At 62.9% G+C, this 12,402-nt stretch carries 7 protein-coding genes and 2 pseudogenes; 2 read left to right on the top strand and 7 right to left on the bottom strand.

The window, feature by feature from the left end:
* Nucleotides 1–402 precede the first annotated feature (402 nt).
* From D8U60_RS09160 to D8U60_RS09150, 3 genes are all read right to left on the bottom strand, one after another.
* Nucleotides 403–3,036 carry an excinuclease ABC subunit UvrA gene (locus D8U60_RS09160; RefSeq protein ID WP_130899969.1) on the bottom strand — a complete coding sequence of 878 codons (2,634 nt, stop codon included), beginning with the start codon at nucleotides 3,034–3,036 and terminating at the stop codon, nucleotides 403–405.
* Between the two features lie 38 nt (nucleotides 3,037–3,074).
* Nucleotides 3,075–5,186 (bottom strand): PAS domain-containing hybrid sensor histidine kinase/response regulator, encoded by a 2,112-nt coding sequence (locus D8U60_RS09155; RefSeq protein ID WP_122699189.1) that lies wholly within the window; start codon nucleotides 5,184–5,186, stop codon nucleotides 3,075–3,077.
* Between the two features lie 135 nt (nucleotides 5,187–5,321).
* The gene (locus D8U60_RS09150) at nucleotides 5,322–6,011 is read right to left on the bottom strand and encodes a GntR family transcriptional regulator (protein ID WP_122707997.1); all 690 of its coding nucleotides are present in this window, start codon (nucleotides 6,009–6,011) and stop codon (nucleotides 5,322–5,324) included.
* Between the two features lie 126 nt (nucleotides 6,012–6,137).
* Between D8U60_RS09150 and D8U60_RS27860 the strand changes: the two are divergent.
* A pseudogene (locus D8U60_RS27860) lies at nucleotides 6,138–6,251 on the top strand (metal ABC transporter ATP-binding protein); the annotation flags it as partial.
* Between the two features lie 142 nt (nucleotides 6,252–6,393).
* Nucleotides 6,394–6,519 (top strand): annotated as a pseudogene (locus D8U60_RS27855) (metal ABC transporter ATP-binding protein); the annotation flags it as partial.
* Nucleotides 6,520–6,662: 143 nt separating this feature from the next.
* On the opposite strand, the gene D8U60_RS09140 reads toward D8U60_RS27855, so the two are convergent.
* From D8U60_RS09140 to lexA, 4 genes are read right to left on the bottom strand one after another with little or no spacing between them, the layout of a single operon-like run.
* The gene (locus tag D8U60_RS09140) at nucleotides 6,663–9,740 is read right to left on the bottom strand and encodes an error-prone DNA polymerase (protein ID WP_130899968.1); all 3,078 of its coding nucleotides are present in this window, start codon (nucleotides 9,738–9,740) and stop codon (nucleotides 6,663–6,665) included.
* Nucleotides 9,737–11,152, bottom strand: coding sequence for a DNA polymerase Y family protein (locus D8U60_RS09135; RefSeq protein WP_130899967.1), 1,416 nt, complete (start codon nucleotides 11,150–11,152; stop codon nucleotides 9,737–9,739). The genes D8U60_RS09140 and D8U60_RS09135 overlap by 4 nt, the downstream gene beginning before the upstream one ends.
* Nucleotides 11,153–11,157: 5 nt before the next feature.
* Nucleotides 11,158–11,775, bottom strand: coding sequence for a translesion DNA synthesis-associated protein ImuA (gene imuA, locus D8U60_RS09130; protein WP_024012713.1), 618 nt, complete (start codon nucleotides 11,773–11,775; stop codon nucleotides 11,158–11,160).
* Nucleotides 11,775–12,392, bottom strand: coding sequence for a transcriptional repressor LexA (gene lexA / locus D8U60_RS09125; RefSeq protein ID WP_016774457.1), 618 nt, complete (start codon nucleotides 12,390–12,392; stop codon nucleotides 11,775–11,777). The genes imuA and lexA overlap by 1 nt, the downstream gene beginning before the upstream one ends.
* Nucleotides 12,393–12,402 lie beyond the last annotated feature (10 nt).

Below are 12,402 nucleotides of genomic sequence, written 5' to 3'. Positions count from 1 at the left end.
CTGCGACTGACACACCGCTTTCGCGAGCAAGCTCGTTCCCACAAGGGGTCTGCTGCGTTACCACTTTATTGAGTACAGCCTGCAAAACTGTGGGAGCGAGCCTGCTCGCGAAGGCGTCCATCCAGTCAGTTCATCTGCGACTGACACACCGCTTTCGCGAGCAAGCTCGTTCCCACAAGGGGTCTGCTGCGTTACCACTTTATTGAGTACAGCCTGCAAAACTGTGGGAGCGAGCCTGCTCGCGAAGGCGTCCATCCAGTCAGTTCATCTGCGGCTGACACTCCGCTTTCGCGAGCAGGCTCGCTCCCACAGGGGATCTGGTGTGTGACGACCTGTCTGGGTACACCGTTCAAAACTGTGGGAGCGAGCCTGCTCGCGAAGGCGTCTGGCAGGGCGCCGCCATCATCGGCTTAATGCCCGAGCCAGAAACGGCGCAGTCTTGCTCTTCTTGCTGGTGGCGACTTTCTGCGGTGTGCCGGCGGCGACAATCCTGCCGCCCTGATCGCCGGCTCCTGGGCCGATGTCGATCACCCAGTCGCTCTGCGCGACAACACGCATTTCGTGTTCGACCACAATCACCGTGTGCCCCGCCGTCACCAGCGTATCCAGCTGTTCCAGCAAGCGATCGACATCCCTCGGGTGCAATCCCGTGGTCGGCTCATCCAGCACATACAAGGTCGCGCCACGCTGGTTGCGCTGCAATTCGGTTGCGAGTTTGATCCGCTGCGCCTCACCGCCGGAGAGCTCCGTGGCCGGTTGCCCCAGACGCAGATAACCCAGACCAATATCGCGCAGCACCTCCAGCGAACGACGAATCCCTGCCTGCTCGGCAAACACGGACACCGCCTCATCGACAGTCAGTTGCAGCACCTGAGCGATGCTCAAGCCCTGCCAGAGAATCGCCAGCGTCTGCGGGTTATACCGCGCGCCATGACAGGTCGGGCACGGCGCATACACACTGGGCATGAACAGCAATTCCACACTGACGAACCCCTCACCCTCGCAAGTAGCGCAACGGCCCTTGGCGACGTTGAAAGAAAACTGCCCGGCGTCATAGCCCGCCGCTTGTGCCTCGGGAGTCGCGGCGAACAGCTTGCGCACGTTGTCGAACAACCCGGTGTAAGTCGCCAGATTGGAGCGCGGCGTGCGTCCGATGGGTTTCTGATCAACCTGCACCAGGCGTTTGATCGACTCCAGGCCGGAGCTGATCTGCCCGGTGCTGGGAGGCGGCGTGTCATCTTCCAGACTCGGTTCTTCCGACTCGGCCTCGGCCATTGGCCGGCCCAACTGCGCGCCGACCAGTTCCAGCAAGGCCTGACTGACCAGACTCGATTTGCCAGAACCCGATACGCCGGTCACCGAGGTGAAACAGCCCAAGGGGAATTCGGCGCTGAGATTATTCAGGTTATTGCGGGTGACGCCGTCGAGCTTCAGCCAGCCGCTCGGCTTGCGTGCGGCGCGCTCAGGGCGCTGGTTTTCCGCGAACAGATAGGCGCGGGTCTGCGAATCTGCAATATCCGCAAGTCCCGCAGGCGGACCGCTGTACAGCACGCGCCCGCCCTTTTCGCCCGCCGCCGGGCCGACGTCAATCAGCCAGTCGGCACGGCGCATGGTTTCGACATCGTGCTCGACCACAAACAGCGTATTGCCGTCAGCCTTCAAGCGCTGCAACGCCTCGAACAGCGCCTCGCCATCCGCCGGATGCAGACCGGCAGACGGTTCGTCCAGCACATAAATCACCCCGAACAACTGCGAACCCAATTGCGTGGCCAGGCGCAAACGCTGCAACTCGCCCGACGACAGCGTCGGTGTACTGCGTTCCAGCGCCAGATACCCCAGGCCGAGATCGGTCAGGGTGCTGACCCGCTCCAGCAAATCCTCAGCAATGCGTTGCGCCGCCAAGCGTTTTTCCAGCGACAGGTTCGGCGTGTGGCGCACGTCCGGCGCGCTGGCGTGACCGCTGGCGCCATGGGCGACACGCTGCTGACGCGCCTCGCGGGTTTGCGCATGGCTGAGGGTGTCGCCGCTCTCCTCGGCCTGTTCCAGATAATTTGCCGCTGCTACAGGCCGCAGCACTTCGGCCACTTGCAGCAAGGGCATCTGCGACAGCTCGCCAATGTCGTAGCCAGCAAAGGTCACCGACAACGCCTCGCGCTTGAGCCGCTTGCCCTCGCACAATGGGCACGGGCTGCCGCGCATGAACTGTGAAACACGCTTCTTCATCAGCGCACTTTGCGAGTGAGTGAAGGTGTGCAGGATGTAGCGCCGCGCGCCGGTGAAGGTGCCCTGATAACTCGGTTCCATTTTGCGCTTGAGCGCGACGCGGGTTTCTTCCGGGGTCAGCCCGGCGTACACCGGCACCGTCGGCGTCTCTTCAGTGAAGAGAATCCAGTCGCGCTGCTTTTTCGGCAGTTTTTTCCACGGAATGTCGACATCGATGCCCATGGTCACCAGGATGTCGCGCAGGTTCTGCCCCTGCCACGCCAAGGGCCAGGACGCCACGGCGCGCTGGCGGATGGTCAGGTTCGGGTCCGGCACCATCAGCGCTTCGGTCACTTCATAGACGCGGCCAAGTCCGTGACACTCCGGGCAGGCGCCCTGCGGCGTGTTCGGTGAAAAGTCTTCGGCATACAACATCGGCTGCCCCGGCGGGTAACTGCCGGCGCGGGAATAGAGCATGCGGATCAGGCTCGACAACGTCGTCACGCTGCCCACCGACGAACGCGCGCTCGGCGTGCCGCGCTGCTGTTGCAAAGCGACGGCGGGCGGCAGTCCTTCGATGGAATCGACATCCGGCACGCCGACCTGATCGATCAGCCGCCGCGCGTACGGCGCCACCGATTCGAAATAACGCCGCTGGGCCTCGGCATACAGCGTGGAGAACGCCAGCGACGACTTGCCCGAACCGGAGACACCGGTGAACACCACCAGCGCATCGCGCGGAATATCGACATCAACGTTCTTCAGGTTATGTTCGCGGGCGCCGCGCACGCGAACCATGCCGGCGGGTGCTTTGGAATTGCGCTTGGAAGTCATCGGCCTGCCTTGATTGAAAAACTGGGCAGCGCTCGGCATCAGGTGCCGAGCACCTCGCAAATCATCTGCAGTAACGCTTGCGGGCTGTAGGGTTTGCCGAGCAGATGCGTATCGGGGCTGAGCTGGTGGTCGCGGGAAATGATGTCGCGGGTATGCCCGGAAGTGAACAGCACCGGCACTGGCGGCGTCTGCACCTTGGCCCAAGCAGCGAGATCGGAGCTCTTGATCAGGCCGGGCATGACCACGTCGGTGAAGATCAGATCGATCTCGATGCCTTCCAGCAACATCTGCATGGCCACGTCGCCATTGCACGCGGTCATCACCCGATAGCCTTCCTCGCGCAGCAACTCCACCGCCGAAGCGCGCACCGCGTCATTGTCTTCCACCACCAGAATGGTTTCGTGGCCGCCGCTCTTGCGTTCGCCGACACTGGCGGTCTCTTCGCGAACCGGACGCAGACTGCGCGGGAAATACAACTGCACCCGCGTGCCTTCGCCAAGCTTGCTGTCGATCTCGACGTGGCCGCCACTCTGTTTGACGAAGCCGAAAACCATGCTCAGACCGAGCCCGGTGCCCTGGCCGTCGGCCTTGGTGGTGAAGAACGGTTCGAAGACCTGTTCCAGCATTTGTGGGGCAATACCCACGCCGGTGTCGGTGACCGCCACGCGAACATACTCACCGGCCGCTATGCCCTTGCCGGCGCAGTATTCGCTGTCCAGGCAGACATTGGCGGCACTGAGGCCGATGACGCCCTCGCCCTTCATCGCGTCGCGGGCGTTGATCGCCAGATTGAGAATCGCGTTTTCCAGTTGGTTGCGGTCGACGTTGATATGCCACGGCTGCGGCGGCAACTGCACGTCGATCTGAATGGTTTCGCCCAAGGCGCGTTGCAGCAACTCGCCGACGCCTTCGAAAATCTGTTCGGGGTTGCATACCGCCGGTGACAGCGGTTGCCGGCGGGCAAAGGCCAGCAGTTGCGAAGACAGTTTGGCCCCGCGCTCGACCGCCGCCAGCGAAGCCCCGACCCGGCGCTGCACGTTGGCATTGTTGGGCTCATGCCGAGCGAGCAGATGCAGGTTGCCGGCGATCACTTGCAGCAGATTGTTGAAGTCATGGGCAACACCACCGGTCAGGCCGCCGATGGCTTCGAGTTTCTGCGACTGGCGAAGTTGTTCCTCAGCCGCCAGCCGCGCATTCACCTCGGCGGCCACGCGCTGTTCGAGGTTGCGGGTGAATTTGAGCAGCGACTCTTCAGCATTCTTGCGCTCATGAATATCGATCAGCACGCCGGGGAAGCGAAACGGCCTTCCGTCTTCATCGAACTCGCAGGCACCACTGGCCAGCACCCACAGATATTGGCCATCGCCGCGCTGCACACGGTATTCAGCGTTGTACGGCTCGCCAGTGCGCACGCAATGGGCGACCCGTTCCCGTACCCATGGGTGGTCGTCGGGATGAATGCGCGATTCGGCAATCTCTTGTTGCAGATCGCTCAGGTCCTGATCCGGCGGGTAGGAAAAGGTGCGGGCGAAACGTTCGTCAGCGGAGAAGCGATTGTTCTTGATGTCCCAGACAAACGAGCCAAGCAATGCGCCGGCATTCAGCGCCAGACGCACGCGCTCGTTGTCGGCGCGATAGGCATCTTCGGCCGCCTGGCGCAGGCGCTCGGAATGCACCAGTTCGGTAGTTTCGACCACCATCGCCATGACGCCGCCGGGCACGCCTTCGTCGTTGGCTACCGGGCTGTAATACAAGTCCATCCAGACGTCTTCGGGCACGCCGTCGCGCAGCAATACCAGCTCTTTGTTGCGATAGGACAAGGTGCCGCCGGCCAGGCAGGTGTCAACGACGTGACGGTTGAACTCGGCGACTTCCGGCCAGCCCAGCTCAACCGGCACGCCAAGCAGATAGGGGTGGCGGCCGCCGGCGAACTCGGAATAAGCGTCGTTGTAGATCATGTAGCCGGCGTGGCCCCACAGCATCACCATGGGCAACGGCGAAGCCAGCATCAGTTGCACGGTGTTGCACAGGCTGGCCGGCCATTCGGCGAGCGCGCCAAGTTCCGTGTGGCTCCAGTCGAACGCACGGATGCGTTCGGCCATTTCGCCTTTCCAGCCTTCACAGCCGTGGCTTTCGGATAAAAACTGCATCGCCTGACTCAGTGTCCTTTTTTGCGGTTTTCCGATCTATCGCAACGCTACAACGACGCGACGCCCGTGTGTTTCGAGGCTGTGAAAACGCATTGGTTTCATCGCAGGTATAGCTGATATGCGACGCAGAGCCATTCAGACGCCGATCAAGTGCTTGAGTGGGTGATAGCCGGTTTTCATTTTCGCCGCGACGTCGAGGATCGCCTTCTCGATTCCGTTGAGGTGCGTACAGGTCAGTTCGATCGCGGCGCTCTGATCGCCGGCTTCGATGTACTCGAGCAAACGCAGGTGTTCATCGTCGCGGCAGGCTTGATGACTGTCATCATCGAGCGCGGCGGCATACAGCGAGGCCCGCGAGATCAGCTTCTGAAACCAGTCGAGCAGTACCGGATTGTTCAGGCTGCGCGCCAGTTTGAGGTGGAACTCGCCGAGTAAATGGATCAGTCGTTCATGGTCGCCGGCAGCATGCGCGGCATCTTCCAGTAACAAGTGCTCACGCAGGTCCTGCATGGCAACGCTGTCTCTACGCCGGCACAGTTCGGTGACGATGCCGATCTCGATCAGCCGCCGGGTTTCGAACAACGAACGCAGCTCTGCGTCACTGGGCAGCGACACCGAAGCGCCTTTGTTGGGCTCGGTGGTGACCAGACCATCGGCTTCCAACTGCTTGAGCGCAGCACGCACCGAGGTGCGACTGACATTGAACAGCTCGGCCAGCGAGGCCTCGCCCAGCTTCATGCCCGGGCGCAACGAACGCTTGCTGATCGCCGCGTAAACCCCTTGGTAGACGCGATCGACCGTGGTTTCCAGCTTTTTTTCGCTCATTCGAACACTCCTTTGGCGTCGGGCAATTCATCCTGGCAGTGGCTGGCCATGGAGTTGATCGGGTTCCCGTACCAGTGTGAAGCGCAGAATATCTGCCTTCGGCCCAAAGGTGCAGCCTTTTGATTTATCTCGATTTTGAATAAACAGCCAAAACCTGTGGGAGCGAGCTTGCTCGCGAAGGCGGCGGCACGTTCGACATCGTCATTGCCTGACAGTCCGCTTTCGCGAGCAGGCTCGCTCCCACACTGATACGGGGTAGATCGACCATCTCCAGAGCAACCAAAGTCCCTGTGGGAGCGAGCCTGCTCGCGAAGGCGTCGGCACGTTCGAAATCGTCATCGCCTGACACTGCGCTTTCGCGAGCAGGCTCGCTCCCACACTGATACGGGGCAGATCGACCATCTTCATCGCAACCAAAATCCCTGTGGGAGCAAGCTTGCTCGCGAAGGCGGCGGCACAGTCAACATCGTCATTGCCTGACAGTCCGCTTTCGCGAGCAAGCTCGCTCCCACACTGATCCGGGGCCGATCAACCATCTTCATCGCAACCAAAACCCCTGTGGGAGCGGGACTGCTCGCGAAGGCGGCGGCACATTCAACATCGTCATTGCCTGACACTGCGCTTTCGCGAGCAGGCTCGCTGCCACAAAGGTCAGTGGAAATCGCGGCTCTGCACGTGAATGCCATTGAGCAGCGGGCTCAGGTCGCTCATGCGCCCGGCGATCAGGTGGCGCACATCGCCTTCGCGTTCCCAGCGGCCGTCGACCTTGAGCAATTGCGACCCCACCAGCACTTGGCGCTGACGCTCGGCCAGGTCACGCCAGACCACCACGTTGACGTTGCCGAACTCGTCTTCCAGGGTCACGAACGTCACGCCGCTGGCCGTACCGGGGCGCTGTCGGCCGGTGACCAGACCGGCCACGCTGACCGGCCGGCCATGTTCGATATCCATCAACTCGCGCGAGCTGCGGCAGCGCCGGGCCTGCAACTCGCCACGCAGCAATGCCAACGGGTGCGGCCCCAGCGTCGTCCCCACCGTGGCGTAATCAGCATGCAAGTCTTCGCCAACGCTGGGTTTGGGCAGGACGATTTTGACTTCTTCTTCGTTGGGCAGGCCGGCGAACAGGCCGAGTTGTTTCTGCACACCGGCCACTTCCCAACGCGCACGATGGCGATGCCCGGCCAGACCGCGCAAGGCCCCGGAGTCTGCCAGCAAGGCCTGCGCACGACTGTCGAGGGCGGCGCGCTCGCCCAAATCGGCAACATCGGCAAACGCCCCGTGGCGGCGCGCGGCTTCGATGCGCCGGGCATCTTCTTCGCGAAACCCCTTGATCATGCGCAGGCCCATGCGAATCGCCGGTTGCCCGGCACTCAGCGGCTCGAGGCTGCAATCCCAGTCACTGGCGCGCACGTCCACCGGACGGATCTGCAATTGGTGCCGACGCGCATCCTGCAGAATCTGGTCCGGGCTGTAAAAGCCCATCGGCCAACTGTTGATCAATGCGCAGGCGAACGCCGCCGGTTCGTGACACTTGAGCCAGCAACTGGCGTAGGTCAGCAAGGCGAAACTGGCGGCGTGGGATTCGGGGAAGCCGTAACTGCCGAAGCCTTTGATCTGCTCGAAGATGTGCGCAGCGAATTCCGGTGTGTAGCCGTTCTTTTTCATGCCGGCGGCGAGGCGTTCCTTGTGCGGCTCCAGTCCGCCATGGCGTTTCCAAGCTGCCATCGAGCGGCGCAACTGATCGGCCTCGCCGGGGCTATAGTCGGCAGCGACGATGGCGATCTGCATGACCTGTTCCTGGAACAACGGCACGCCCAGGGTTCTTTTGAGTACGACTTCGAGCGCTGGCGATGGATAGGTTTCCGCCTCTTCGTTATTACGTCGGCGCAGATACGGATGAACCATGCCGCCCTGAATCGGCCCGGGCCGGACAATCGCCACTTCAATCACCAGATCGTAGAAGGTCTTTGGCTTCAGGCGCGGCAACATCGACATCTGCGCCCGCGACTCGATCTGGAACACGCCGACGGTATCGGCGCGGCTGATCATTTCGTAGGTCGGTTTGTCTTCGGCGGGGATCGTCGCGAGCGTCAGGTTCAGATCACGATGCCGGCGCAGCAGATCGAAGCAGCGGCGAATCGCACTGAGCATGCCCAAGGCGAGGATATCCACCTTGAGCAGGCCGACCGCATCGAGGTCGTCCTTGTCCCACTGAATGATGGTGCGGTCGGCCATCGCCGCGTTTTCGACCGGCACCAAGGTGTCCAGCGGCTGCTCGGAAATCACGAAACCACCGGGATGCTGCGACAGATGCCGGGGGAAGCCGATCAGTTGCCCGGTCAGGCTCAGTACCCGGCGCAGCACCGGACTATCCGGGTCGAAGCCGCCTTCACGCAAACGTTCCAGCGGCGGCGTCTCATCGCTCCAGCGCCCGCAGCAGTCGGCCAGCGCGTTGATCTGATCCGGCGGCAGGCCGAGGGCCTTGGCCACATCGCGCACGGCACCGGTGGCGTGATAGGTGCTGACCACCGCCGTCAGCGCCGCACGACGCCGGCCGTAACGGTTGAACACGTATTGCAGGACTTCTTCGCGGCGCTCGTGCTCGAAATCGACATCGATGTCCGGCGGCTCGTTGCGCTCTTTGGACATGAAACGTTCGAACAATAGCGTGGTGCGCTCCGGGTCGATCTCGGTGATTCCCAAGGCAAAACACACCGCCGAGTTGGCGGCCGAACCACGGCCCTGACAGAGGATGTTCTGCGTGCGGGCAAAGCGCACCACATCGTGCACGGTGAGGAAGTAGCTTTCGTAGCCGAGCTCGGCGATCAATTGCAGCTCGTCATCGATCTGCTTGAGCACCTTGGCCTGAGGCCCTTTCGGCCAGCGCCAGGCAATGCCCTCCTCGGTCAGATGGCGCAACCAGGAACTGGCACTGTGGCCCTCGGGCACCAGCTCTTTCGGGTACTGATAGCGCAGCTCGCTCAGATCGAAGGTGCAGCGTCTGGCCAGTTTTAGCGACGCTTCGAGCAAGTCCGGCGGATACAGGGCGCGCAGCTCATCGAGGCAACGCAAATGCCGCTCGCCATTGGGGTGCAGGCGCAGACCCGCTTCGGCCACGGGGACGTGATGACGGATCGCGGTCATGGTGTCCTGCAAGGCACGGCGCCCTCGGGCGTGCATGTGCGCATCGCCGCTGGCCACGGCTGGAATCTGCAACTCAGCCGCCAGAGCCAACAATGCCGATAGTCGCTGCTGATCGTTCTGCCCGCGATGCAGTTGCACCGTGAGCCACAGGCGGTCGCCGAAGGTTTGTTTCAGCCAGCGCCCTTCTTCCCGGTCATCCACTGAATCCGGCACCCACAACACCAGCAAACCCGGCAGCGCTTCGGCGAAGTCTTCCCGCTGCACCTGATACTGGCCTTTCTGCGTACGCCGCCGAGCCTGGGTGATCAAGCCGCACAAGGCCTGATAACCGGCAAGGTTTTCCACCAGCAGCACCAGTTTCGGGCCGTTGTCGATGCGTATCTCGCTGCCGATGATTAGCGGCAACTCAACGGACTTCGCCGCTTGCCACGCACGAACGATGCCGGCCAGGGTACATTCGTCGGTGATCGCCAGCGCCTGATAGCCGTGCTTTTTCGCCCGCTGAAACAGTTCCAGCGCGCTCGAGGCTCCGCGCTGGAAACTGAAGTTCGACAGGCAATGCAGTTCGGCGTAATCGGCACTCATGCGAACCAGCCTTGCAGCCACAGCGGACCGCCCTCACCCACCGCCCGCCAGGCCCAGCCCTGCTGACCGGCGCGGTTCTGGATCAGGTAGTAATCACGCCGCACGTCGCCACCGTCCCACCAACCGGATTCGATGCGCTCCGGCCCCATGAGAATCCGCGCCGAACCTTCCGGCACGCTTTGCGGTTCGTTGAGCAGCCAGCCCGGACGCTGCACGCTGGGCAACCCCGTGCAAGGCTGCTTGTCGACGGCGCTCTGCCACGCGGACTCAGGGCGATGATCGGCCTGAAAGCGCAGCCCCTGCACCGCGTCATCACCCAGCCGTGCGCGCAGACGTTCGCGCAATTGCTCCCAGGGCAAGGTCTGCTGCGGGCGGTCGTCAAACAGCTCCTGATACTGCGGAACGAAACTCGGCAGGTCTTCGGCGCGCAAGCGAAAACCACGCACCGGTGCTTCGACCTGAACTTGTTCCAGCCGGCCACGGGCCAGTTCGAAGAGCATCGCCGCGTCACGCTCGGCGCTGAGCAGGCCGACCTTGATCACTGTGTCCGGCAGCCCGGCGTGTTCCAGAAGCAAATCGAAGCGCTGCACACCGCTGTCGCGCCCGCAGAGGAACGCCGACAAATCGCCGGTCAAGCGCCGTAACGGGAACAGCAAGGCTTGATGGGATTGCACGTCGAAATTCAGTTCGATGCGGATATCGAAACGGTCGGGCGGCAGATAGAACGCCAGCGCCAGAGGGCGTGCGCCGAACAGCGTGTCGAGGTGCTTGAGCATCTGCGCTTCGAAACGCCGGGCCAGTGCCTGGCGTGGCAGGCTTTGCACCTGACTGAGATTGCGCAGGCCCATGCGCGACAACGCCGTGGCGACATTCGGCTCCAGCCCCACACGATCAACAGGCAACTGCCCGAGATGATGCTGCAAAGCCTCACCGTCCGGCACCACCAAGCCATCGTAGGCATTGGCCAGCACTCGCGCCGCCACCGGGTTCGGCGCGGCGACGATGCGATGGCGAAAGCCCAGATCTTTCAATTCCTGGCGCAGGCGAGCTTCAAATTGCGGCCAGGTACCGAACAGTCCCAGGCTGGATTCGATCTCGAACACCACGGTACGCGGGTAATGCACGCTGACTTGCGCGCTGAAACGGTAAGCCCATGCGGCGAGAAACTGCTGCCAGTGCTCGACCTCGGCCACCTCGTAATCGGCGGTGGCAAAGCCTTTGCTCATGGCTTGCGCGGCGGTCATCGACATGCCGGGGCGCAGGCCGAGTTTGCGTGCCGCCGGATTTACCGCTTGCAGCACCCGCCGCTGGGCCGGGCCGCTGAGCAGGACCAGCGGCTCTTCAGGGTCGGGCCGCTGACGCAGTACGGCGTCAAGGGCCAATTGCGGAAACAGGATACATACCCAGCGCATGACAATCAGTGCCCCACGGCAAAGGCAATCGGCGTCGCACGCGCCAGGCCGCCACGGCATTTGAGTACGCGTAGCTGCGCCGGTTTGGCATCGATGGCAATCCGTAACGCTGCCGGTGACGGGTTGACCGCTTCGCTCAACGGGCGCCAGGCAAAGGCCAGGGTCTGGCCGGTTTCCGCCGCTACCTGCAAACGCCGCAAGGCTCGGTCATCGGCCTTGTTCGGCCAGCACAGCACCGCGCCGCAACTGCCCGAGCGCAGGCATTGCTCCGCCGCCCACAAGGCATCGCGCTCGCTGGCCTGAATCACCGACAACTGGCGCAGATCGACTCCGGCATTGGCCCAGGCCTGCGGGTATGGCACGAACGGCGGCGCCACCAGCACGATGCGCTCACCGGCCGCGGACAATCGCGCCAGGGTTGGCCAGACCAGTTGCAGCTCGCCGACACCGGGGCCGGCGAGAAGGATTTCGCTCAGCGCCGCTTCCGGCCAGCCGCCGCTGGGCAGAGCTGCGTCCAGTCCCGCATGCCCGGTCGGCTGCGGACTCGCCGCCGGTGGCGCAGGCCTGCCGCGCCAGACCTGGCCGCCATTGAACAGCGTATCCAACGCAACGACGGCGCCCATCAGCCTTGCCTCACCAGACCACAGAACACGCCTTCGATGGCCAGATCCTGATCGTTACGCACGACAATCGGCTTGTACGCCGGGTTGCGCGGCAGCAGGCGCACTTCATCCCCGACCCGTTCGAAGCGTTTGATGGTGACTTCACCGTCCAGACGCGCAACGACGATCTGGCCGTTCAGCGCCTCGGGATTGCGCCGCACACCGACCAGATCGCCATCGAGAATGCCGTCTTCGATCATCGAGTCGCCCTGCACCCGCAGCATGTAATCCGGGGTGCGGGAGAACAGCGCCGGGTCGAGCAGCAAACGGTTATGGATATCGGCATCGGCGCCAATCGGCGCACCGGCAGCCACGCGACCGAGTACGGGAATCTCCAGCAGCTCCGGACGCGGTGGCTGACCGAGCAGGCGAATGCCCCGGGCCTGATGCGGATTGACCTCAATGAAACCGGCTTCGGTGAGCGCCAGCACATGCTTGCGCGCTACGCTGCGCGAGGCAAAACCAAAAGCCTCGCTGATTTCAGCGAGGCTTGGGGGCTGACCGTGCTCGGCGATGCGATCGCGGATAAAGGTCAGAATGGCGGTACGGCGGGGAGTGAGGTTCGTCATGGAGTACATTTGTACTCCT

The organism is Pseudomonas sp. Sample_11 (genome assembly GCF_004307505.1).
Taxonomy (GTDB): Bacteria; Pseudomonadota; Gammaproteobacteria; order Pseudomonadales; family Pseudomonadaceae; genus Aquipseudomonas; species Aquipseudomonas atacamensis.
This window is presented reverse-complemented; position numbering and strand designations above follow the sequence as displayed.